We start from the raw sequence: 22,557 nt of genomic DNA, 5'->3' as shown, positions 1-22,557 counted from the left end.
GAGTCCTCCCAGCTTTGGTTTTGAATTTCGAGCAGTTCAACGGTTGGGCTGTGATTGCGTTCTTGTTTGGATGGTGTGATTCCGTTCTGTGCAGGCTTGGTGTTGTGACTACGCTTGGAATATCCTTACGCCGTCGCGGTGGGGGTGTCGACCCAGGCGCGGCGGCGGTGGGAGTCGAGGACGGCGTCGGCGACGATCTGGGCGTTGAGGCCGTCGCGGAAGTCGGGGACGGCGGGGCGGCCTTCGACGATGGCGGAGATGAACTCCCACATCAGGTCGTAGCGGAAAACGGTGGCCGGGGCGCCGTCGGCGGGGTCGCGCGGGCTGCCGGCGGGCTTGAGGAACTCGTCCGGGACGGGGACGGGGGCGAGGTCGCTGCCGGTCTTGCCCAGGAGGATGACGTTGGGCTCGTGGAGGCGGTAGACCACCGAGGCCTCGGAGCCGTTGATCTCGGCCCACTCGTGGCCGAAGCCGTCGCGATGGTAGCCCTTGGCGAGCGTCGTCCCCTCCCAGACGCCGGTCGCGCCCGATGCGAACTCGCCGATGAGCGACGACCAGTCGTCGACGTTCGAGGGCTCGCAGGGCTTGCCGTCGACGGTCCTGTCGCGGGGGGCGAAGCGGGCGACGGCGCCGCAGACCCGTTGGATCGGGCCGATCAGGTCGATGGCGAAGTCGATGCGGTGGATGGTCATGTCGAACAGGTCGCCGGCCCCCGCGCGTTCCTTGTACTGCCGCCATCCCCAGCTCGTCTCGGGCCAGTCGAGGAACCGTTGGGAGCGGAAGTGGCGGGGCTCGCCGATCGCGCCGGACTTCACCAGGGTTCGCAAGTAGCGCATGGCCGGGGCGAAGCGATAGGTGAAGGCCGTCATGTGGACGACGCCCGCGTCGCGTGCGGCCTCGTACATGTCGCCGACCTCGCGGGCGTTGAGGCCCAGCGGCTTCTCGGCCATGACGTGCTTGCCGGCCTCGGCGGCGGCGACGGCGATCGGCCGGTGGGTGTCGTTGGGGGTGGCGATGATCACGGCGTCGACGGCGTCGTCGCGGCAGAGGGCCAGCGGATCGGTCGTCGCGCGGTCCACCCCCCATTCGACCTTGCGCTTCTCAAGGAGGGCGGGGTCGGCGTCGCAGATCGCCGTCAGCCTGGCTCGGGGGTCCAGGAGCAGGCCCGGCAGGTGGTGGTACGCGGTCACGGCTCCGAGGCCGATGAAGCCCACGCGGACGGGTTTGGATGCGGAGAACTCGGCCATCGGGATCAATCCTCGCGGTACGCTTGCCTTCGACTTCGAGGCCCACTATCCTGCACCTTACTCCGCAGGGAGTCCACTCCCGATCGGGTCGAACCGCGACGACAATTAGGGGATCATCGACGATGGCGAGCGACAAGCCCATCCGTGTGGCGATCATCGGCCTCGGCTTCGGGGCCGAGTTTATCCCGATCTACCAGAATTACCCCGGGGCCGAGATGTCCGCCGTCTGCCGGCGCGATCCGAAGGGGCTGGAAGAGGTCGGGGAGAAGTACGGGATCAAGGGCCGCTACACGGACTATCGCGAGCTTCTGAAAGACCCGAACATCGATGCGGTCCACATCAACTCGCCGATCCCGGACCACGCCTGGATGTCGATCGAGGCCCTGAACGCCGGCAAGCACGTCGCCTGCACGGTGCCGATGGCGACCAGCATCGAGGACTGCAAGAAGGTCGTCGAGGCCCAGCGGTCCAGCGGCAAGGTCTACATGATGATGGAGACCGTCGTCTACAGCCGCGAATACCTGTTCGTGAAGGAACTCTACGAGAAGGGCGAGCTCGGCCGCTTGCAGTTTCTCCGCGGCAGCCACCAGCAAGACATGGACGGCTGGCCCGAGTACTGGCCCGGCCTGCCCCCGATGTGGTACGCCACCCACTGCGTCAGCCCCTGCCTGGCGCTCCTGGGCAAGCACGCCGAGAGCGTCGTCTGCCACGGCTCGGGACGGATCCGCGAGGACCTTGTCGCCAAGTACGACAGCCCGTTCGCGGTCGAGTCCGCCACGTTCACGATCAAGGACAGCGACGTCGTCGCCGAGGTGACCCGCAGCCTCTTCGACACGGCCCGGCAGTATCGCGAGAGCTTCGACGCCACCGGCAGCCGCAAGTCGTTCGAGTGGCAGCAGGTCGAGGGCGAAGACCCGGTGATCCACACCAAGAGCACCCCCGAAGCCCCGCTGGCCGAGCCCGAGATCGCCAAACGGGTGAAGGTGCCGGATTACGCGCGTCTGCTCCCGGAGGGCATCCAAAGGTTCACCCAGCCGGCCGCCATCCAGGACGCCGACCACCTCTCGTTCCTGCAAGGCGGCGGCCACGGCGGCTCGCACCCGCACCTGGTCCACGCCTTCCTGAGCGCCGTGAAGGGCGAACGCGCCCCCCTGCCGGACGCCGAGACCTCCGCCAACTGGACGATGGTCGGCCTCTGCGCCCACGAGTCCGCCATGAAGGGCGGCGAACGGCTGACGATCCCGACGTTCTGAGCTCGGGAGGCCGCCCCGCCCTGGCCTCCTCGCACTCAGCCGAATTCTTGCTCGAAGCCCGCGCGCCGGCCGTCCGGCGCGCGGGTTCGTTTTCCCGACGTCGGCCCCCGGCCGCCGAATCGAACCGTTCCGCACCGCAGCGAGCCCCTTCTCATGGATCAAGCCGCCCGTCCGCAGGGCCTCGACGAATCGACTCCCGAATCCCTCGCCGTCCGGGCGCGGGGCGTCGGCGTCTATCGCCAGGGGCGGTGGATCCTCAAGGACGTGGACTGGAACGTTCCTGCGGGGGCGTGCGTCGCGGTGCTCGGCCCCAACGGCTGCGGCAAGAGCACGCTGACCCGGGTCGTCTCGGGCTATCTCTGGCCCACCGAAGGGACCGTGTCGGTGCTCGGCGAGGCGTTCGGCTCGGTGAACCTCCACGAGCTTCGCGAGTCGCTGCGGCTGGTCCAGCCGACGGGGATGGCGGAGCCGGACCCGGAGATGTCGGCCCTGGAAGTCGCCGAGACCGGCGCGTTCGGGACGGTCGGGCTCTACCGCGAGGCGACCGCAGAGATCCGCGCCGAGGCCGAGCGGTTGCTGGCCACGGTCGGCCTCCGCGCGGTGATGAAGACGCCCTATCAGAACCTGAGCAGCGGCGAACGCATCCGCTGCCTGATGGCCCGAGCGATGGTCCGCAAGCCCCGCCTGCTGCTGCTGGATGAGCCGACCTCGGGCCTCGACCTCCTGGCCCGCGAGCAGGTCCTCGCCACGATCCAGTCGCTCCACGATCAGGACGACCCGCCGACCGTGGTCCTCATCACGCACCACCTGGAGGAGCTTCCCCCCGCCGTCTCGCGGGTCCTGGTGCTCCAGGACGGTCGAGTCGCGGCCGAGGGAGACCCCGAGTCGGTGCTGCGCTCGGACCTGCTCTCCGAGGTCTACCAGTGCCCCCTGGAAGTCGTCCGGGCCGACGGCCGCTACTACTCGCGCGTGAGCCCCGGCGCGTGGAGCTCGCTGCTCTCGGCCGGCGGCGCGGACTGACTCACCCCATCCCGCGCGAGGCGGCGCCGATCGCGGCGCTTGACCCGCCCGCTTACGACCTCGATGCTGGAGGCCACGCGCCGGCGGGAGGCCCCAGGACTGGGGTCGGCGCCCTCGCGTACCGAGATGGAACCTTCGACGACGATCCAGGCCGGGAGACGACCGCTCATGACTCCACGCGCATCGCTGATTTCCGCCGTCCTTCTCGCGACCGCCCTCGCCCCGTCGCCGGCCGCGCGCGCCGACGATGCGGCGTATGATCGCAAGGAGGACGTCGTCTACGGGAGGAAGTACGGCTCGGCGCTCACGATGGACGTCTTCACGCCGAAATCCAAGGCGAACGGGACCGGCGTGATCTTCATGGCGAGCGGCGGGTTCTTCTCATCGCACGAGATGATCCAGCCGAACTTCCTCGCGCCGTTCCTCGATCGGGGCTATACCGTCTTCGCCGTGGTGCACGGCAGCCAGCCCCGATATCAGGTGAACGAGATCGTCGAGGACGTGAACCGCGCCGTGCGCTACATCCGCGCCCACGCGTCCGAGTTCGGCGTCGCGCCGGATCGGCTCGGGGTCTTCGGGGCGTCGGCCGGCGGTCATCTCTCGCTGATGCTAGGCGTCGCGGGAAGGCCGGGGAATCCCGAGGCGGCGGACCCGGTCGATCGCGAATCGAGCCGGGTCGCGGCCGTCGCCTGCTTCTTCCCGCCGACCGATCTTCTGAACTTCGGCGCGGCGGGCAAGGAGATGATCCGGCCGATGCAGCACCAGCCCCCGTTCCGCGCCGCGTTCGATTATCACGAACTCGACGAGGCGACGCGGATGTGGGCGCCGATCACCGACGAGGCCAGGCTGCGGGAGATCACCCGGTCGATGTCGCCGATCACCCACGTCACCGCCGACGACCCGCCGGTCCTCCTCATCCACGGCGACGCCGACGCCCTGGTCCCGGTCCAGCAGTCCGAGACCTTCGCGGCGAAGCTGAAGGAGACCGGGGTCGCGAACAAGCTCATCGTCCGTCCGGGTGCCGACCACGGCTGGCCGGGCCTGGACAAGGATCTGCTCCTGTTCGCGGACTGGTTCGACGAGCACCTCAAGGCCGGTCCGGCCGCGACCCCGACGCGGCAGCCCTGACGGGAAGGACTTCGACCGGCATGAACATCCCGACCGAAGCCGACTGGCGGAGCGAGGCGTGGGACCTCGACACGGAGTGGGCGTACAAGAACTTCCAGGGGAAGTCCTACGACGAGGCCGTGCGGCTCTTCGAGGAGAACGCCCTCCGCTACCAGGAGGACGTGATGTTCATGCCGAGTCGCGTCTTCGGTTTCTATCTGAAGGCGTACATGGGATATCTGACCTCCGACGCCTCCCGTGGCGATTCGGACGCCGCAAGTTGTTTCCTCTCACTGATGGACTACAAATCGGAGCATGAACCCGACGAGATCCGTCCCCTCTGGCCGGAGATCGAGCCGGTCCTCAGAAGACTCGTCGAGCATCAGGACGACTACGACGCCGATTGGTTGATCTACGAGGACTTCCGCGCCCGAGTCCGGCCGATCGTCCAGCGCGGGTTCCCGATCTCCTTCGACGTCGAGCGTCCCGAGATCATCCCCGAGGGGGTGACGTGGCATGATCTGCGGGTGGCGTCGCCCCGCTCGCTCACCTTTCCGGTCGCTCTCCAGGTCATGCGCAATTCGGGCGTCGACGGCCTGACCCTCGATTCCTCGAAGTGCGACGTTCTTCGCGTCCTCGGCCCGCCCAGCGCCGTCGGTGGGGGAGACCATCCTCAATACGGACGCATCCCCGACTGGATTCGCTACGACGGCCCCGACTTCAGCTTGCGCTTCACCTTCGAGGGCGAGGCGCCCGTCGAGGTGATGGTGCTGTCGCCGAAGCATCGTCCAGAAGCCTGACCCCCAGGGGCGGGAGCCGCTCGGCCGGGCGAGGCTTCGGCGGGCGGACGCGTTCACCTTCCGACCCAGGCCCGCTGGGGCGCGGCCTGGTCGCGGGGCGCCTGGGCTGCGGCGCGGACGAGCGTGAACCGGCTGATCTCCGGCGTGCAGCCGTACCGGATCGGGTGCTTGGCCCCGACCCCCTGGCTGACGTACATCAGCGAGGGGGAGACCCGGAAGAAGCCGTGCTCGAAGCGTCGGCTGTACACGCTGGGCATGAGGATCGGCCCGACCACCGGGAGGCGAATCTGGCCGCCGTGGTTGTGGCCCGAGAGGATGAAGTCCCAGCCCTGGCGGGCCGCCCGGTAAACCCGGTCCGGCGTGTGGCTCAGGAGCATCGAGAAGTCGGCGGGGGGGATGGCGGCGTCGGGGATGTCGGGCCCCCAGGGCGCGCACGTACCGCCGACGGCCAGCTTGCGGCCGTTCAGGTCGATCGTGGCGACCTCGCCGTCGAGGACCGTGAAGCCGCCGTCGGCCACGGCGGCGGCGATCCGCTCCATGTCGTGATGATGGTCGTGGTTGCCGAGGATCGCGAACCGACCCAGCGGGCCCGGCAGGCGCTCGAGCAAGGGCGCGATCCACTCGATGCATTCCGAGTCGTCGATCAGGTCGCCGGTCACGAAGACCAAGTCCGCCGGCATGTCGGAGGCGACGTCGCAGACCGCCTCGAAGTAGCGACGGTCGTAGGCTCGCGAGAAGTGCAGGTCGGTCAGGTGGAGGATCGAGATCCCGTCCATCTCGGCCGGGAGCTGGGGGAGCGTCACCGACCAGTCGTGGGTTTCCAGGTGGAGCGAGGTGTTCCCCGGCAGCTTCAGCATCCAGGAGCGCGGGCCGTCGCCGATGAACTCGTGACGGGGGGCGTCCTGGAGGGCGTCCCGGCGTTCGCGAGGGATCTCCCGCCAGCTTCGCGAGCGTCGCGACCGGGCGTACGTCGCCAGCGGCAGGCCGACGAGCGCCGCCAGGCAGCAGGCGACGGCGAAGCCGACCAGCAAGGTGGGCCATTCCGAGACCGGGACGAGCCAGTAGCGGCGCGTCAGCTCGAACGAGACCACGCCGCAGGCCGCGAGGATGATCAGCGTCGCCTTCTCGACCCAGCGGACCCTCCACGGGTAGCCGTGCGTGACGTTCACCGCAACGGCCAGGCAGACCGCCTCGCCGATCGCGAACGCCGCGTAGAACAAGAGGGTTGGGACCAAAGCGGTGGACTCCATGAGGTTTACAACGATCCTGGCTCACGGCCGATCAGGTCGGCGCGGCTTTCACTCCCGGCTCCTTCGATCGTTTAGATGCGCATCCCGAGCGGTTTCGTTCAACCCCAGTTCCTCTCCCGTCGCCCGCACGCCACGCGTCGTTCGCGACGAGGAGCCCCGGGGGGCGAGTTCTTCGAAGCAGGCGAGCAGGGCCGTCGCGGAGCGGTCCCAGTCGAAGGTAGCCGAGCGTCGGAGGGCCCTGGCCGCGAGCGCGTCGCGGAGGTCCGGATCGCGGAGGATCGCGTCGAGCGCGGCGGCCATGTCGGGCACGTCGAGCGGGTCGAAGAAAAGTCCCGCGTCGCCGACGACCTCGGGGAGCGAGCCCGCCCGGCTGGCGACCACCGGCGCGCCGCAGGCCATGGCCTCGACCGCCGGCAGGCCGAAACCTTCCAGGAGCGAAGGGAAGACCAGGGCGTACGTCCGGCTGTAGAGGGCGACGAGGTCCTCGTCGGGGACGAACCCCGGCAGCAGGACCCGGCCCTCCAGGCCCAGCCGGGCGATCGCGCCTCGGATCTCCGGGACGTGTGTGTGGAAGACATCCTGGAAGTCGCCCGTCAGGACGAGGAGCACGTCGTCCGGGGTCGCTGCCGCGAACGCCTCGACGAGCCTCAGGAGGTTCTTGTGCGGGCTGAGGCCGCCGACGTAGAGCAGGAACCGGGACCCGGCCGGGACGCCGTACCGCCCCAGCGCCTCGTCCGCGCGGGCCTCGTCGCGCAGCGGCCGGAACGCGGGGTCGGCCGCCTCGCCGACGATCCGCAGGCGGTCGGCGTCCAGCCCCAGGCGATCCATCAGGTAGCGCTTCGAGGTCTCCGAGACGGTCACGATCCGGTCCGACGAACGCCTTGCGACCCACTCCTTCAGCGTCCAGGCGGCCCGCCCGCGACGGGTCGGGAAGACCAACTCCGGGTGTTCCAGGGTCAGCGTGTCGTGCATCGTGACCACGACCCGGGGGACGCCCCAGACCGGGTAGAAGCTGTAGGTGGCCGGGAAGTACATCAGGTCGAGCTTCGCCCGCGAGACGGCCCGGCCCATCGCCAGCATGTCGAGCAGCCCGCGCCGTCCCCGCGCCGAGGCCGCCGCGCTGGGGGATTCGCGCACGCCCACGACGATCGGTTCGACTCCCTCGGGGAGTTCGACGGTCGCCGCGGAGGGGCCGTCGATCACGACGACGACCTCGTGTCCGCGATCGACGGCGCGAGGGGCGACGGCCGCGAGCAGGCGACGGGCGAACCGGCCGAATCCCCGGCGGTTCGCCAGGCAGGTTCCGTCGAAACCAAGTCGCATCTTCGGGGGGCTCCAGGGCTCGGTCGCTCTCAGGCGCGGGTCGACCGGCGCGATCTCGACTTGCGGCGGGAGCGGAAATGCGGGCCGGGGCCGGCGCCCGCTTCGGGGCCGATCGAGCCCGAAACGAGCCGGAGCAGTCGATCGGCGGCGTGGCGTCGGCACTTGCGGCGGACCTGCGACCAGGGCTCGCCCACGATCGTGATCGCGGCCAGGTCCGATACCCCAAGCCCGGCCGCCTGGGCACGGCGGAGGTAAGCGACCTCCAGCGGGTCGAAGCCCATGATCGCGGCGGCGACGGCGTCGACCGCGACCGGGTCCGTGCCCGCGATCACCGTCCCCAGCCGGAGCCTCGTCCCCAGCCTCGGCGCCTGGCCATGCATGCCGGAGAAGCCGTCGATCAGGCTGAGCCGGGGAGGCGCGATCGTCGCCAGGGCTGAGAGTCGACCGGTGGCGCGTTCGATCCGGTCCAGGCTCCGGCGCTCGGCCCCGGTCAGTCGCATCCCGCCGCCGACCGAGCGCACCGACAGCCACGCCCGCGCCAGCCGGCCCCGCCAGGTCTCCAGCAGGCTGCACGCCGGGACGAGCCGCCTCGGCAGTCGCCTCGCGAGCATCGCCCGTTCGAACTCCCAGCGGTCGTCGCGGTGCAGGATCGCCGCCAGGGCGGGCAGGGACAATCCGAGCCGGAACGTCTCGTCCGTCCGCGCGATCCCCAGCGAGACCCGACAGCCCGAGGCGGCGAACCGCGACGAGACCCGCAGGCTTTCCGTGCGGCCGCCGACGACCGCGTCGCGGGCGGCCCAGGCGTCGGGCTCGGCGTCGAGGTCGTGATACGCGACGGGGCGGCCGTGAGTCTCGGCGAGATAGCCCAGGCTTTCGAAACAACGGGAGGCCGACGGCCTGGCGTCGGCCTTGCTCGCGACGACGTCGAGCGCGTCGGCCCCGGCGGCGAGCAGGGCGTCGGTGGTCGCCGAGAGCGTGTCGCGGTCGGTCGAGGCCCAGTCGCGTCCCAGCTCGTCGAGCGTCGGGACGATGGCGGCGGTCCCGTAAGGCTGCACGACGGCGCGGACGTCGTCGGCGATCAGGGCGAGCGCCTGCGCCACGGCCCCGCGTCGGCGGTCTCCCTGGACCACGGCTACCTTGATCGCGTCGTCCATCGCTGGAGCCTCCGTGCCAGCCGGCCCAACGCCGGCGAGGGAATGGGTCGACCGCCGCGATCGATGCGGCCTTCGGCGACCGGGCGGGTCGTCCGGTCGAGCGCGTACCACCGGGTCAGGGCGATCACGACCGAGACGCCGCAGCAGACGAAGTAGAGCAGGTGCAGGGGGAACGAGCCCGCGGCGAAGGCCGGCCCGCGTCGATGGCCGAGGAACCGATACAGGTCCCGGTTGAGCCCGGCGATCCCCACGCCGAAGGCGAGCGCGACGGGTGCCGCCCAGGACGAGAGCGGGATCGCGGCCGAGGCCAGCAAAAGCCCCCCCGTGGCGGCGACCGACAGCTTCTGGCCGAGCTGGACGTTGAGGTCGGTCTCGACGGTTCCGCTCCGCTTGATCAGGAGCATCCAGGGCACCCCGCGCCGAAAGATGTCGGTGCGGACGACCTCGAACAGCGTCCAGCGCTTCATGTGGGTCGCCTGGACGTCGCGGGCCAGGACGATCCGGCGTCCGGCGCGGGTCAGGCGGTAGCCCAGCTCGATGTCCTCGATCGACGGCCGGGCGTAGAGGCGGGGGTCGAAGCCGCCGAACTCCTGGAACGCCGCGCGGCGGATCATGCCGCAGCCGGTCCAGAACGTGTGCGCCGGCCGGGCGTCGCGGACGAAGTCCCCCTGCTGGTGGACGTAATGGTGCAGCAGGTTGCGGAACCGGCTGAGCAGCCCCGGCGCCAGCGGCTGGTCGTCGTACGAGCCGAAGAGCGCCGTGAGGTCCGGGTCCTCCAGGAACCGCGCCATCCCGCGCTCGATCGTGTCCGAGTGGACGGCCACGTCGGCGTCGAGGAAGAAGATCAGGTCGCCGGTCGCCTGCTCCGCGCCGAGGTTGCGCGCGGCGGCGGGGCCCAGCGGGCGGTCGTGGCGTAGCACGACAGCCCCGTGGCGGCGGGCCAGGAGCCCCGAATCGTCGGTGGAGCCGTCGTCGACGACGAGCAGCTCGAAGTCGGTCCAGGTCGATCCACGAAGCCGGAGGAGGCATCGCTCGAAGTCGACGCCCCCGTTGTGGACGGGAACGACGACGGAGAGCGACGGCCTCCCCGGCCCCGCGCTCGCCGGACCGGCGGGGACATCGTCCATGATTCACCCTCGCCCGTCAAAAGTTGACACGTGCCGGAATGCGTTCACCATCCTTGGGATCGCCCGAGCACGCGCCTTGACCGCAGCCGTCTGACGGGGCGACGAATCGCCGGATGTCTGTTCAGGGTGTCGTTTCGGCCGTCGTCGTCTTGCGGACGCGACGTGCGGCGGGAATGTAGCGGGAACCTCGAAACCTGTCAACCGGGCCTGCCGCACCTCGGCGCGGAGGCGGGTGGTCCATCGGTGGCGTCGCGCCCTCGCCCGGGTTACGATCGCGGTCGTCGGCGGCCCGGCCGCCCCGTCGCTGAAGACCCATTCCCGTTGCCCGGAGACGAGTCGAACCGATGCTCAATCGTCACCTGAAGCCGCTCTGGTTCCTGAGCCTTTCCACCCTCCTCGCGGCGACCGCCGTCGCCCAGGAGAAAGTCGCCTGGCGCGACGTCCGCGAACTGACCCTGGAGGGGAGGGCCTGGAACGAGGCCGACCTGAAGGCACCGTTCGACCGCCTTCCGGCGAAGGCCGAGGGGGTGGTCCGACCCCCGGTCTGGAACCTCTCGCGCGATTCGGCGGGGATCGCCGTCCGGTTCGTCACCGACGCGACCGAGATCCACGCGCGATGGACCGTCGTCAAGGATCGACTGGCGATGGCCCACATGCCCGCCACCGGCGTCAGCGGGGTCGACCTCTACGCCCGAGACGCCGCCGGCGCCTGGCGTTGGGTCGCCGTCGGCCAGCCGTCGGAGGTGACGAACGCCAAGGTCCTGGTGAAGGGGCTGGAGCCGGGGACGCGCGAGTACCTGCTCTACCTGCCGCTTTACAACGGCGTCTCGTCCGTCGAGGTCGGCGTCCCGACTGGCGTCGAGATCCGCCCGGCCGATCCCCGCAAGCCCGAGAGCGTCCGGCCGATCGTCTTCTACGGCACCTCGATCACCCACGGCGGCTGCGCCTCGCGGCCCGGCATGGTCCATACGGCGATCGTCGGCCGTCGGCTCGATCGCCCGGTCGTCAACCTCGGCTTCAGCGGCAACGGCACGATGGACCAGTCCATCTCGGACCTGCTCGTCGAGATCGACGCCGCCGCCTACGTGATCGACTGCCTGCCGAACATGACCGCCGAGATGGTCGCCGAGCGGACCGAGCCGCTGGTCAGGACGATCCGCAAGGCCCGCCCGGACGTCCCGATCCTGCTGGCCGAGGACCGTTCCTACACCGACTCCCCGTTCGTCCCGGCGCACCGCCGCCGCAACGAGACGAGCCGCGCCGCGCTCAAGGCGGCCTACCAGCGGCTGCTCGACGACGGGGTGAAGGGGCTTTCGTATCTGGAGGGAGCCCCGCAGCTCGGCGACGACGGCGAAGGGACGGTCGACGGCTCGCACCCGACCGACCTGGGCTTCCTGCGCATGGCCGACCTGTTCGCGCCCGCGATCGAGCAGGCGATCGCGGCGACGGCCGAGACTCGCTGACCGCCGGCCCCTTGGTCGTCGCTCAGTCGAACTTCACGCGATCGAGCGACGGCTTGCAGAACTCCAGCAGCTTGAGGTCGGCGAGTTCCTCCTCGACCTCATCGCGGCTGGGGGTCTTCAGCGACACCTTCACTTCCTCGACGAGGAACTCGGTGAACTTGTCGCGGGCGCGGTGGAGGATCTGCCGGAGGTTGCCCGCGGACATCGGCCGTCCCAGGCGCTGGGCGAGCTGCTCGGCCAGCTCCGGCGAACGCATCTGGGGGTGGAGGAGCCGGAGCCTCATGACCTCCCAGAAGGGCTGCCCGGTGCTGGCCTCGTGCTCCCGGAGCGCATTCGACGCCCGCTCCATCAGGTCTTTGCGCCAGCTCTGGAGGAACTGCTCGTCGAAGTCGACCAGGTCGTCGGTCGCGACGATCGCCTCACCGGACGCCGTATCGAGCTGAGAGACGACGTTCTGCTTGCGGTAGAAGTCGACCATCAGGTTGTGCAGCGAGCGCTTCAGGTAGTCGCGGAATCGGCCGCGGGTGCGGTCGAACTGGCGGAACCGCCCTTCCAGGAACTTCAGGGAGAATTCCTGGTTCAGATCCTTTGCGGCCTCGGAATCGCCCAGGGCCTTCAGCAGATAGCGGTGGACGGCCCCCGAATAGCGGAGCATCAGCAGTTGCTTCGCCAGGTCGGCGCCTTCCGGGGTCCCGTGCTGCGCCTCGTAAAGGAGGGTCGTCTGGGTCTGCAGCTCGGAGAGCTTGGCGTTCGAATCGCCGGTGTCCAAGGTCCGACTCCTTGACGTAAATCGTGACCACGGAGCCGACTCGGGAGGATCGTCGGACTTCGCGGCGGCGCGTCGTCGAGAAAAACGGGCGACCTTCTGTGACGATCGGCGACGTCGACCGTATTTGCTCTGGAAGGGCGGTCGATCGACTCCCCTTCCCTCTCTATCATACGGACGGAGGTCGAGCCATGAAAAACCCCAGTTGGACCACTGATCGCCGAAGCCGGGTCCAGGGTCTCAGCGGCAACGCTTCGTCCCGCCCTCATAAGTTCCTCAGCCGGGTCGTCCGCGAGGGGATCGACGCGTTCCGGGAGGCGGGCCGGTCATTCGGCCGCCTGTTCGCGGGAAATTCCCTGCATCTCGACGTGTCCTCGGCCTTCCTGATTCTTCTCTTCCCGAAGCGACGGCCGATCCCCGCGCCGATCGCGATCGACGCCGCATCCGCGACTTTTCGGCGGTCGCGGGTGATCCATCGCAGATGAGCCGCCGGCCCGCCTCGGCTCTGCTCATCGATATCGCGTCTTCCTAACGATTCGGAAGCGTCCCGGCGTCGTCCGGCCCCCGCGTCCTGGCACGCGACCGTCCCCCCACGCCCGCGGCCTGCCCTACCGGCCGGTCGCGGACGCTCGACGGGACGAGGGACCGCCGCGCCCCGACGGCTCGACGCGACCCGCCGATCGGGTCGGGAAAGGAATGTTGGACATGCTCTCCGCCGAACGATACCGCAACGACGAACTCACCGGCATGGCCCTCCTCGGTCGCTCCGACGTCCGCGTCCTGACGCCGGAAGAGGAGCGAGGGCTCCTGATGGAACTCGACGAGCAGCGGCGCCTGCTGGCGGCCGGGGCTTCGGAACGAGGCTTTCCGGGCCTGGACGCGCCGGAAGCCGATCGCGTCTTCGACGTCCAGGAATTCGTCCGGTCCCTGCTGGCCGCCGGCCCCGCGTCGAGCGACGAGGAAGCCGTCCTCATCGAACTGGCGAAGCGCTACAGCGGCCTGCGCACCCGGCTGGCGATGGCCAACCTGCGACTGGTCGCGCATGTGGGGCGCCGCTACCGGGATCGCGGCCTCTCCTCGTCCGACCTTCTTCAAGAGGGATTCTGCGGGCTCCTGACGGCCATCGACCGCTACGAAGTGGCCAACACGACTCGGCTGGCCTCTTACGCCGTCTGGTGGATCCGCCAGGCCCTGCAGCGGGCCGTCGCCGCCGGGGTCTATCCCGTCCGGCTGAACCCCAGGCACCTGCAAAAGCTCGCCGAGAGTTCCCACGAGGCGGAAGGGGTCGCCCGCAAGCCGGGGCGGAGCCGGTCGCAGGCGGCCGAAACGACCCTGAGGCACATCCACGCGGCGACCCGTCCCGCCGTCTCGCTCGACGCCCCGCTGGGCGACGAGGACCGGGGGAGCCTGCTGGAAACCCTCAGCAGCCCGCCCCCCGACGAGGTGGACGACCGCGACCGCGACCAGCGGCTGGCGGTGCTGATCGGCCAGCTTAAGCCGCGCGAGCGGCTGGTCCTGGAGCTCCGATACGGCCTCGACGGCCACGAATGCCACTCGCTGAGCCAGGTCAGCCAGTGCCTGGACGTGTCCAAGGAGCGAATCCGGCAGATCCAGGACGCCGCGCTCGGCAAGCTCCGCGAGATGGCCCGCCGCGAGCTGGCCTGCTGCGAGGTCGGTTGACGGTCCGCGGGCCCGCCCCCGGAGTCCTCCCCCGAGCGGCAGCCTTGCCGCCGCTCGGGGGAGTTTCTATAGTGCTAGAGGGCTTGGCGGGCCGAGCGTGCGGTTTCGCCCAAGGATCGGGCGCGGCGCGACTTGAGTCGCGCCGTCGGCGTCTTGTGCGGACGCCCGCGACGGCGCGAGACATGGGAGTGGGGATGGAGCGAGGGGATAGCACCACGCGCGTCGTGGTCCTGGGCTCGACGGGCTCGATCGGCCGCAGCGCCCTGGACGTCATCGGATGCGAAGGGCCCGCGAGGCTGCGGGCGCACGGCCTCAGCGCGCATTCCAATTGGCGGCGGCTGGCCGATCAGGCCCGGTCGTCGTCGCCCCGGTTCGTGGTCATGACCGACGACGAACCCGTCGCCGAGGTCCGCCGGGCGCTCCGAGGTACGGACGTGGAGGTCCTCTCGGGCCGCGACGGCGTCATCCGGATGGTCCAGGACGAGTCGACCGACCGCGTGCTCGACGCGATCGTCGGGGCCGCCGGTCTGGAGGGGGCGTGGGCGGCGCTCGAGGCGGGCAAGACCGTCGCCCTGGCGAACAAGGAGACCCTCGTGGTCGCCGGGCCGCTGGTCATGGACCTGGCCCGCCGCCGGAACGCCCGGCTCCTCCCCGTCGACAGCGAACACTCGGCCATCTTCCAGGCCCTGCACGCCGGAGACCGCCGCGAGGTCAAGCGCGTGATCCTCACCTCCTCGGGGGGCCCCTTCCGCGGCAAGACGCGCCGGGAGCTGGGGGACGTGACGCCCGAGATGGCCCTGAAGCATCCCACCTGGAGCATGGGCCCCAAGATCTCGATCGACTCGGCCACGCTGATGAACAAGGCCCTGGAAGTCATCGAGGCCCGCTGGCTGTTCGACCTGGAGCCCGACCAGATCGAGGTCGTGATCCACCCCGAGAGCACCATCCACTCGATGGTCGAGTTCGTCGACGGCAGCGTGATCGCCCAGCTTTCGCCCCCGGACATGCGGCTGCCGATCCAGTACGCGCTCACCTTCCCCGACCGCCATCCCTGCCCCGGCCCGAGGCTCGACCTCACCCGGCCCTCGGCCTGGCATTTCGAGCCCCCCGACCGCGAGACCTTCCCGGCGCTCGACCTGGCCGACGAGGTCATGAGGCGCGGCGGGACCGCCGGGGCGGCGCTGAACGCCGCGAACGAGTCGGCCGTCGGCCGGTTCCTCGGCGGCGAGATCGGCTTCCTGGACATCCCCCGCGCCTGTCGCGCCGCGCTCGACCATCACGAATACGATCCCCGCCCGACGCTCGACCAGTTGTGGAAGGTCGACGCGAAGGCCCGCCTGGAGGTGCAACGTTGGACACCGTGATCTGGCTCTGGAACATCGCGAAGGTCGCGCTCGGGCTCGGGTTCGTCATCTTCATCCATGAACTCGGCCATTTCCTCCTGGCGAAGTGGAACGGGGTCAAGGTCGAGAAGTTCTCCATCGGCTTCGGCAAGACGATCTTCGGATTCACGCGGGGCGAGACCGAGTACGTCCTGGCCGCGATCCCCCTGGGGGGGTTCGTCAAGATGCTGGGCGAGGGGGGCGAGGCCGGCGAAGGCCCGCCCGACGCCGCCGCCGCCAGCGACCCTCGCGCGTTCAACAACAAGTCCGTCGGCGCCCGGATGGCGATCATCTCGGCCGGCGTGATCATGAACCTGATCCTCGCCCTGTTCTGCTTCGCCTACGTCTTCGGCCAGGAGCGCGAGAAGCTCTCCGCCAGGGTCGGCGCGGTCCTCGCCGGTTCGCCGGCCTTCGAGGCGGGCCTCCGGCCGGGCGACGAGATCATCGGCATCGACGACCGCCGCGACGTCGGCTTCCAGGACCTGATGAAGGCCGTGAACCTCAGCACCCAGGGCCAGGTGGTGAACTTCCACGTCCAGCGGCCCGGCGTGGACGCCCCCCTGGACATGCCGATCCAGCCGCGACGCGACGCGACCAGCGACCGCCCCACCATCGGCGTCCGTCCCGGCGCTGCGCTCGACGTGGTCGACTATCAGGCGCCCGCCGGCACCGCCGACCCCGCGACCCTCCCCTGGCCCGCCGCCCCCGTCCGCGCCGAGGTCCTGGCGATCACCGCCGCGGCCCCGGCCGGAGAGACTCCGACGCCGCTGGCGACCAACGAGGAGTTCCAGCAGCTCTCGACGAAGTATCGCGACAGGCCCCTGGACGTCGTCCTCCAGCCCCGGATGATCGACGGCAAGCCGATCGAGGGCGCCCCCTCGGACCTGAAGACGACCCTGCCGCCGAACCACCTGGTCGACCTCGGACTCCGATTCGCCGTCGAGCCGATCCGCGCCATCCAGAAGGGCTCGCCGGCCGAGGCCGCCGGGTTCCGCGTCGGCGACCGGATCGTGAAGGTCGACGGCAGCGAGGACCTCGACCCCATCCGGCTGTCGCTCGAATGCTTCGACCGCGCGGGGTCGCCGACGACGTTCGAGGTGCAGCGGACCGCCGATGGCGAGAAGGCTCCCGAGACCGTCACCCTCACCGCGACGCCCGACGACACGGCCCCCACCTTCAACCCCATGAAGCTCTCGCCGGGCGAGGACTTCCAGGTCCCCGGCCTGGGGATCTGCTTCCCGTTCCGGCCGGTCGTCCAGGCCGTCGCGCCCGGCTCGCCGGCGGACAAGGCGGGCCTCAAGGCGGGCGACGTGCTCGAAGCCGTCGCCATCCCCGCGACCCGCGGGCGTCCTCGGGAGGGGGCGTCGCCGAGCGACGAGAACTGGCTCGTCCCGCGCGAGCAGACGATGCGGTTCGACGACGGATCGACCACCTGGCCGTTCGTGTTCGGCCTGATCCAGTCCCTCCCCAGGCAGGCCGTCTCCCTGACGGTCCACGGCCGGAGCGAGCCCGTCTCGATCCAGCCCGAGGTCGTTCCCGATCGGTACGTCCCCGACCGCGGCCTGGCCTTCGTCGACGCCTTCAAGACCCTGCCGGCGCTGGGATTCGCCGACGCCATGCGGGAAGGGCTCAATGAGACCGTCGAGAACGTCGCCGTCATGTACGCGACCCTCCGCAGCCTGTTCACCGGACGCGTGAGCGTGACGAACCTCGGCGGGCCGATCCTCATCAGCCGCGTCGCCTACGCGCAGGCCAAGGCGGGCTTCAGCGAGTTCGTGGGCTTCCTGGGCTTCATCAGCATCAACCTCGCGGTGCTCAACTTCCTGCCCATCCCCCCGCTCGACGGCGGCCAGATGGTCTTCCTCGTGGCCGAGAAGGTCCGGGGCCGTCCCCTGCCCGACTCCGCCCTGATCGCCGGGACCTACGTCGGGCTGTTGATGGTCCTCTGCCTCATGGTCTTCGCCACCTATCAGGACGTCTTCCGGCTGCTCAAGGAATTCTTCCTTTGATCGGTCCGAGGGACGGAGGAGCGACGTGAGCCCGTTCCAACCCCGCATCGCGATCGGCACCGGGGGCGCCCCCGTCCTGTCGGCCTCCGGCCTGCCGGTCGACGAGGCGCTCCGGCGGCTGGAGGCGGGCGAACCGCCGGCCGAGATGTTCGCGGTGAGCCCACTCGATCTCGTCGCCGCGCTGGCCTTCGCGGGCCTCGGCGACGAGGAGTCCCCGGGCCTTATGCTCGTCCAGGGGGCGCCGGAGCGGCCCGGCCTGCTCGCCTCGGCGTCGGAGGCCGCGCTCGCCGGACTCCTCCCGCTCGCGCCGCGCCCGCAGCGGCTGGCGCTCTCGGCCGGGCTGCTGCAAGCGCTGGACGCCTGGGACGCCAGCCACGAGGCGGCGCAGGAGGCCGACGACCTGGGCGAGCGGCGATTCTCCGCGTACTGGCACGGGATCGCCCACCGCCGCGAGCCCGACGCGGGCAACGCCTCCTACTGGTTCCGCCGCGTCGGCCGTCATCCCCTGTTTCCCGAACTCGCCCAGGCCGCCCGGCCCCTCCTCGAAGCCCACGGCGACTCCGGCCTGACGAAGCGGCTGGTCGGGTCAGGCGGCTGGGACCCGTACGCGATGATCGACCTCTGCACCAACGCCCGGCGCGACTCCGGCCTCGAACGCCTCGCGCGCCGGCTCCAGCGGCTGGAGATGACGAGGCTCCTGGCGGCGACGACCGAGGCCGTCGTGGGACCGGGTTCGGGCGATTGACTCGACCTCTGATGGGGTTTATCATCCGGGGTTCCCTCCCCCCTTTCCCCGAGGTCGATAGCGATCCTGGAGCGTGCGAGTATGGCCCTCGAGAATCCCAGCGGCGGTGGATCGATCAAGAGCGTCCTTCAGGAAACGCGGGTCTTCCCCCCCCCCGCCGACTTCGCCGCGGCAGCCGAGTTCAAGAGCCTGGACGAATACCAGGCGGTCTGGGACCGGGCCAAGGAAGACCCCGAGGCCTTCTGGGCCGAGCAGGCTTCCTCGCTCGACTGGTTCCAGACCTGGGACCAGGTGCTCGACTGGAACCCGCCGTTCGCCAAGTGGTTCGTGGGCGGCAAGCTCAACGCCTCGTACAACTGCGTCGACCGCCACTGCAACGGGCCGGACAAGAACAAGGCGGCCCTGATCTTCGAGGGCGAGCCCGGCGACCGCCGCGTGCTCCGCTATCAGGACCTGCTCCGCGAGGTCAGCAAGTTCGCCAACGTCCTGAAGGCCCAGGGCGTCAAGAAGGGGGACGTCGTCGCCCTCTACCTGCCGATGATCCCCGAGCTGGTGATCGCGGCCCTGGCCTGCGCCCGGATCGGGGCGCCCCACACCGTGGTCTTCGGCGGCTTCAGCTCCGAGGCGCTCGCGGGGCGGATCCAGGATTGCAAGGCCAAGCTCCTGGTCACGGCCGACGGCGGCTGGCGGCGCGGGAAGATCGTCCCGCTCAAGGTGAACGCCGACGGCGCGGCGAAGGAATGCCCGACGCTCACCGGCGTCATCGTCTACAAGCGGACCGGACACGAGATCGACTGGACCCCCGGCCGCGACCACTGGTGGCACGAGCTTGAGGCCAACGTCTCGCCCGAGTGCCCCGCCGAGCCGCTGGACAGCGAGCACCCGCTGTTCATCCTCTACACCTCCGGGTCCACCGGGAAGCCCAAGGGCATCCTCCACACCACCGGCGGCTATCTCCTCCAGGCCGGCCTCTCCACCAAGTGGGTCTTCGACCTCAAGCCCGACGACACCTACTGGTGCACGGCCGACGTCGGCTGGGTCACCGGCCATTCCTACCTGGCCTACGGCCCGCTCTCCCAGGGCGCGACCTGCGTCATGTACGAAGGGGCCCCCAACTGGCCCGACGAGGCCCGGTTCTGGAAGATCATCGAGGACTACCGGGTCACGATCCTCTACACCGCCCCCACCGCCATCCGGGCGTTCATGAAGTGGGGCGAACAGCACCCCAGGAAGCACGACCTGTCGAGCCTGCGGCTCCTGGGATCGGTCGGCGAGCCGATCAACCCCGAAGCCTGGATGTGGTATCACGAGGTCATCGGCGGCGGCCGTTGCCCGATCGTCGACACCTGGTGGCAGACCGAGACCGGCGCGATCATGATCGCCCCCCTCCCCGGCGCCACCCCCACCATCCCCGGCTCGGCGACCCGGCCCCTCCCCGGCATCGTCCCCGAGATCGTCACCAAGGACGGCAAGCCGGTCGGCGACAACGAAGGGGGCTTCCTGGTCATCTCCAAGCCCTGGCCGGCGATGCTCAGGACCATCTTCGGCGACGACGAGCGCTACAAGAGCCAGTACTGGAGCGACGTGCCGGGCAAGTACTTCACCGGCGACGGCGCCCGCCGCGACGAGCACGGCAACTACTGGATCCTGGGCCGGGTGGACGACGTCCTGAACGTCGCCGGCCACCGGCTCTCCACCATGGAGATTGAGAGCGCGCTGGTGAGCCATCCGGCCGTCGCCGAGGCCGCCGTGGTCGGCAAGCCCGACGAGATCAAGGGCCAGGGGATCGCCTGCTTCGTCACGCTGGATTCGAGCCAGGCCCCCAGCGACAAGCTCAAGCAGGAGCTTCGCGCCCACGTCGCCAAGGAGATCGGCGCCCTCGCCCGGCCCGACGACATCCACTTCACCGACTCGCTCCCCAAGACCCGCAGCGGCAAGATCATGCGGCGGCTGCTCCGCGACATCGCCGCCGGCGTCGAGAGCACCGGCGACACCTCCACCCTGGAGGACATCGGCGTCCTCGCCCAGCTCCGCAAGCAAGAGCAGCAGGACGAGGAATGACCCCGGCCGAACGATTCCGACGCGCCTGGAGCCTCCTGGCGCGTCGGCTCGGGCTGACCGAGGTCGGGACGGCGGTCGTCGACCACTACCTCGTCGAGCAGTACACCGCGGCCGAACGCCATTACCACGGCGTCGACCACATCGTGTACATGATCGACCAGGTGGACGCCCAGCCGGCCCTGTCGCGCGACGGCGGGGCCGCCGGGCTCGCCGCGTTCTTCCACGACGCGATCTACGACCCTTCGCGGGACGATAACGAGGTCCGGAGCGTGGCGGACCTCCATCAACTCCTCGACGGCGTCGTCGCCGGGCCGATCCTCGCACGCGCCGAGGCGATGATCCTGGCGACGCGCCGCCACGAGCCGACCGGCGACGACGCGATCGACCTCTTCCTGGACGTCGACCTCTCCATCCTCGCGGCCTCCTGGGCCGAGTACGTCCGCTACGCCGAGGGGGTGAGGCGCGAGTACGTCCCGATCCACGGCGAGGACGGCTACCGCCAGGGCCGCCTCGACCTGTTCCTGCGGCCGATGCTGGCCCGAGGCCGGGTCTTCCTGACCGACTTCTACCAGGTGCGCGACCCGAAGGCCCTGGCGAACCTGGCGCGCGAGGCGGAGATCCTGGAGGCGGGGGGAGCCCTCGCCCCTTCGCCCCCGCGCTAGGACGAGTATTCCTTGAGCTTCCGGTACAACGTCCGCTCGCCGATCCCCAGGAGCTTGGCGGCCTCCTCGCGGTTGCCGGCGGTGAGCTTGAGGGTCTCGGTGATGTAATGCTTCTCGATGTCTTCGAGCGACTTTCCGACGAAGGCGTCGACCCCCTCGTGCACGTCGGCGGCGTCTCCCGTCAGGCCCGACTGGAGATCCTCGGTCAGGTCGTCGACGTCCACGACGCCGTCGAAGTCGATCACGACCATGCTCTCGACGACGTTCTTCAGTTCGCGCACGTTGCCCGGCCAGGAGTAATGCCGCAGGAGCTTCCGGGCGGCCGGGGTGATCGACGTGATCTTCTTGCCGTGCGAGGCGGTGTATTCCTTGAGGAAGTGGTCGATCAGCAGGTCGACGTCCTCCCGGCGCTCTCGAAGCGGGGGGAGTTTGACGCTGACGACCTTCAGCCGGTGGTACAGATCCTGGCGGAACGACCCCGAGGCGATCCCCTCGGCCAGGTCCCGATTCGTCGCCGAGATCAGGCGGACGTTCACCTTCACCGGCTCATTGGTGCCGACGCGGACGATCTCGCCGTTCTCAAGGGTCCGCAGGAGCTTGACCTGGGTGCCCAGCGGGATGTCGCCGACCTCGTCGAGGAACATGGTCCCGCCGTTGGCGTGCTCGAACCATCCCTTGCGCTCGCGGTCGGCCCCGGTGAAGGCCCCTTTCACATGTCCGAACAGCTCGCTCTCCAGGATGTTGTCGCTGAGCGCGGCGCAGTTCAGAGCCACGAACGGCTTGTAGCGCCGGGGGCTGTTGTTGTGGAGCGCCTTGGCGACCAGCTCCTTGCCGGTGCCGCTCTCGCCGGTGATGAGCACCGACGCCGAGGTCGGGGCGATCTGCCGGAGACGGGCGACCACGGTGTGCATCGCCGCCGAGTTCCCCACGACCCCCTCGAAGCCGAACTTCTCGTTGAGCTGCTTCTGAAGCTCAATGTTCGAGCGGGCCAGCCGCTGCGACTGCGACGCCTTGTCGACGACGGTGCGGAGTTCGCCGATGTCGAGGGGCTTCGTCAGGTAGGTCGTCGCGCCGGCCTGCATCGCGGTCACGGCCGTCTTGATCGTGCCGTGCCCGGTCAGGATGACGACCTCGGCGTCGGGAAGCTCTCGCTTCGCCTTGGCGAGGATCTCCAGCCCGCCGACCCCATCCATGATGAGGTCGGAGATGATGATGTCGAAGCTCTGCTCTTCGATCTGGCGGAGGCCTTCGCGACCGCTGGTCGCGACGACGCATTCGTAGCCGACGCGCGCCAGGCTCTCGGCCACGGCCTCGGCGTGGGGCTCGTCGTCGTCGACCACCAGGACGCGGATCTGCTGGTCCATCAAACTCGCTCGTTGGTTCCAGGGCGTCGGGGAGACGGGGAAACGCCGGGTATGGTTCGATCCTGCTCGGGCGCGACCGTTCCAATCGGTCGACGCGGCCCTTCTCATCCGTTGCCGCGAGCGGCGGTCCCCGCGACAAGCAGC

At 69.8% G+C, this 22,557-nt stretch carries 18 protein-coding genes; 11 read left to right on the top strand and 7 right to left on the bottom strand.

The window, feature by feature from the left end; all coding sequences use genetic code 11:
- Positions 1-125: 125 nt before the first annotated feature.
- A complete protein-coding gene (locus VT85_RS06720; protein WP_068412383.1) occupies positions 126-1,247 on the bottom strand; it encodes a Gfo/Idh/MocA family protein in 1,122 nt (373 codons plus the stop codon).
- 122 nt (positions 1,248-1,369) lie between these two features.
- Here VT85_RS06720 and VT85_RS06715 point away from each other — a divergent pair, with 122 nt between their 5' ends.
- From VT85_RS06715 to VT85_RS06700, 4 genes are all read left to right on the top strand, one after another.
- Positions 1,370-2,500, top strand: coding sequence for a Gfo/Idh/MocA family protein (locus VT85_RS06715; RefSeq protein WP_068412379.1), 1,131 nt, complete (start codon positions 1,370-1,372; stop codon positions 2,498-2,500).
- Between the two features lie 153 nt (positions 2,501-2,653).
- On the top strand, positions 2,654-3,520 hold the full coding sequence (locus VT85_RS06710; RefSeq protein WP_068412374.1) for an ABC transporter ATP-binding protein: 867 nt from the start codon (positions 2,654-2,656) through the stop codon (positions 3,518-3,520).
- A gap of 168 nt (positions 3,521-3,688) precedes the next feature.
- Positions 3,689-4,648 (top strand): alpha/beta hydrolase, encoded by a 960-nt coding sequence (locus tag VT85_RS06705; RefSeq protein ID WP_068421525.1) that lies wholly within the window; start codon positions 3,689-3,691, stop codon positions 4,646-4,648.
- Positions 4,649-4,668: 20 nt separating this feature from the next.
- Positions 4,669-5,427 carry a hypothetical protein gene (locus VT85_RS06700; protein ID WP_068412371.1) on the top strand — a complete coding sequence of 253 codons (759 nt, stop codon included), beginning with the start codon at positions 4,669-4,671 and terminating at the stop codon, positions 5,425-5,427.
- Between the two features lie 53 nt (positions 5,428-5,480).
- On the opposite strand, the gene VT85_RS06695 is transcribed toward VT85_RS06700, so the two are convergent.
- From VT85_RS06695 to VT85_RS06680, 4 genes are all read right to left on the bottom strand, one after another.
- Positions 5,481-6,662, bottom strand: coding sequence for a metallophosphoesterase (locus tag VT85_RS06695; RefSeq protein ID WP_156512714.1), 1,182 nt, complete (start codon positions 6,660-6,662; stop codon positions 5,481-5,483).
- Positions 6,663-6,725: 63 nt separating this feature from the next.
- A complete protein-coding gene (locus VT85_RS06690) occupies positions 6,726-8,000 on the bottom strand; it encodes a glycosyltransferase family 4 protein (RefSeq protein ID WP_068412367.1) in 1,275 nt (424 codons plus the stop codon).
- A 29-nt stretch (positions 8,001-8,029) separates the two neighbouring features.
- Complete coding sequence (locus VT85_RS06685) at positions 8,030-9,154, bottom strand: DUF362 domain-containing protein (RefSeq protein ID WP_068412364.1); 1,125 nt, start codon at positions 9,152-9,154, stop codon at positions 8,030-8,032.
- On the bottom strand, positions 9,133-10,281 hold the full coding sequence (locus tag VT85_RS06680) for a glycosyltransferase family 2 protein (protein WP_068412363.1): 1,149 nt from the start codon (positions 10,279-10,281) through the stop codon (positions 9,133-9,135). Before VT85_RS06680 ends, VT85_RS06685 begins: the two co-directional genes overlap by 22 nt.
- Positions 10,282-10,625: 344 nt before the next feature.
- Between VT85_RS06680 and VT85_RS06675 the strand changes: the two genes are divergently transcribed.
- A complete protein-coding gene (locus VT85_RS06675) occupies positions 10,626-11,744 on the top strand; it encodes an SGNH/GDSL hydrolase family protein (RefSeq protein WP_068412362.1) in 1,119 nt (372 codons plus the stop codon).
- A gap of 22 nt (positions 11,745-11,766) precedes the next feature.
- On the opposite strand, the gene VT85_RS06670 is transcribed toward VT85_RS06675, so the two are convergent.
- Positions 11,767-12,513, bottom strand: a complete 747-nt coding sequence (locus VT85_RS06670) for an RNA polymerase sigma factor (RefSeq protein WP_068412361.1) — start codon at positions 12,511-12,513, stop codon at positions 11,767-11,769.
- 702 nt (positions 12,514-13,215) lie between these two features.
- Between VT85_RS06670 and VT85_RS06660 the strand changes: the two genes are divergently transcribed.
- The 6 genes from VT85_RS06660 to VT85_RS06635 all read left to right on the top strand — a co-directional run bounded on the left by VT85_RS06660 (position 13,216) and on the right by VT85_RS06635 (position 21,049).
- On the top strand, positions 13,216-14,190 hold the full coding sequence (locus VT85_RS06660; protein ID WP_068412356.1) for a sigma-70 family RNA polymerase sigma factor: 975 nt from the start codon (positions 13,216-13,218) through the stop codon (positions 14,188-14,190).
- A gap of 194 nt (positions 14,191-14,384) precedes the next feature.
- Complete coding sequence (dxr, locus tag VT85_RS06655; protein ID WP_068412354.1) at positions 14,385-15,554, top strand: 1-deoxy-D-xylulose-5-phosphate reductoisomerase; 1,170 nt, start codon at positions 14,385-14,387, stop codon at positions 15,552-15,554.
- On the top strand, positions 15,551-17,581 hold the full coding sequence (gene rseP / locus VT85_RS06650) for an RIP metalloprotease RseP (protein ID WP_231871509.1): 2,031 nt from the start codon (positions 15,551-15,553) through the stop codon (positions 17,579-17,581). Before dxr ends, rseP begins: the two co-directional genes overlap by 4 nt.
- Before the next feature lie 25 nt (positions 17,582-17,606).
- Positions 17,607-18,326, top strand: coding sequence for a hypothetical protein (locus VT85_RS06645; protein WP_068412340.1), 720 nt, complete (start codon positions 17,607-17,609; stop codon positions 18,324-18,326).
- Between the two features lie 81 nt (positions 18,327-18,407).
- A complete protein-coding gene (gene acs, locus VT85_RS06640; protein WP_068412336.1) occupies positions 18,408-20,387 on the top strand; it encodes an acetate--CoA ligase in 1,980 nt (659 codons plus the stop codon).
- Entirely contained in the window at positions 20,384-21,049 is a 666-nt protein-coding gene (locus tag VT85_RS06635) for a hypothetical protein (protein WP_068412335.1), read from the top strand. The genes acs and VT85_RS06635 overlap by 4 nt, the downstream gene beginning before the upstream one ends.
- Here the strand turns inward: VT85_RS06635 and VT85_RS06630 are convergent.
- Complete coding sequence (locus VT85_RS06630) at positions 21,046-22,413, bottom strand: sigma-54-dependent transcriptional regulator (protein ID WP_068412331.1); 1,368 nt, start codon at positions 22,411-22,413, stop codon at positions 21,046-21,048. The two genes, VT85_RS06635 and VT85_RS06630, sit on opposite strands and share 4 nt — an antisense overlap.
- Positions 22,414-22,557 lie beyond the last annotated feature (144 nt).

Source organism: Planctomyces sp. SH-PL62 (assembly GCF_001610895.1).
GTDB lineage: Bacteria > Planctomycetota > Planctomycetia > Isosphaerales > Isosphaeraceae > Paludisphaera.
This window is presented reverse-complemented; position numbering and strand designations above follow the sequence as displayed.

Coding starts and splice junctions, on each gene's coding strand:
- VT85_RS06720 (WP_068412383.1), bottom strand. CDS start 1,247: ATGGCCGAGTTCTCCGCATCCAAACCCGTCCGCGTGGGCTTCATCGGC.
- VT85_RS06715 (WP_068412379.1), top strand. CDS start 1,370: ATGGCGAGCGACAAGCCCATCCGTGTGGCGATCATCGGCCTCGGCTTC.
- VT85_RS06710 (WP_068412374.1), top strand. CDS start 2,654: ATGGATCAAGCCGCCCGTCCGCAGGGCCTCGACGAATCGACTCCCGAA.
- VT85_RS06705 (WP_068421525.1), top strand. CDS start 3,689: ATGACTCCACGCGCATCGCTGATTTCCGCCGTCCTTCTCGCGACCGCC.
- VT85_RS06700 (WP_068412371.1), top strand. CDS start 4,669: ATGAACATCCCGACCGAAGCCGACTGGCGGAGCGAGGCGTGGGACCTC.
- VT85_RS06690 (WP_068412367.1), bottom strand. CDS start 8,000: ATGCGACTTGGTTTCGACGGAACCTGCCTGGCGAACCGCCGGGGATTC.
- VT85_RS06685 (WP_068412364.1), bottom strand. CDS start 9,154: ATGGACGACGCGATCAAGGTAGCCGTGGTCCAGGGAGACCGCCGACGC.
- VT85_RS06680 (WP_068412363.1), bottom strand. CDS start 10,281: ATGGACGATGTCCCCGCCGGTCCGGCGAGCGCGGGGCCGGGGAGGCCG.
- VT85_RS06675 (WP_068412362.1), top strand. CDS start 10,626: ATGCTCAATCGTCACCTGAAGCCGCTCTGGTTCCTGAGCCTTTCCACC.
- VT85_RS06660 (WP_068412356.1), top strand. CDS start 13,216: ATGCTCTCCGCCGAACGATACCGCAACGACGAACTCACCGGCATGGCC.
- dxr (WP_068412354.1), top strand. CDS start 14,385: ATGGAGCGAGGGGATAGCACCACGCGCGTCGTGGTCCTGGGCTCGACG.
- acs (WP_068412336.1), top strand. CDS start 18,408: ATGGCCCTCGAGAATCCCAGCGGCGGTGGATCGATCAAGAGCGTCCTT.
- VT85_RS06635 (WP_068412335.1), top strand. CDS start 20,384: ATGACCCCGGCCGAACGATTCCGACGCGCCTGGAGCCTCCTGGCGCGT.
- VT85_RS06630 (WP_068412331.1), bottom strand. CDS start 22,413: ATGGACCAGCAGATCCGCGTCCTGGTGGTCGACGACGACGAGCCCCAC.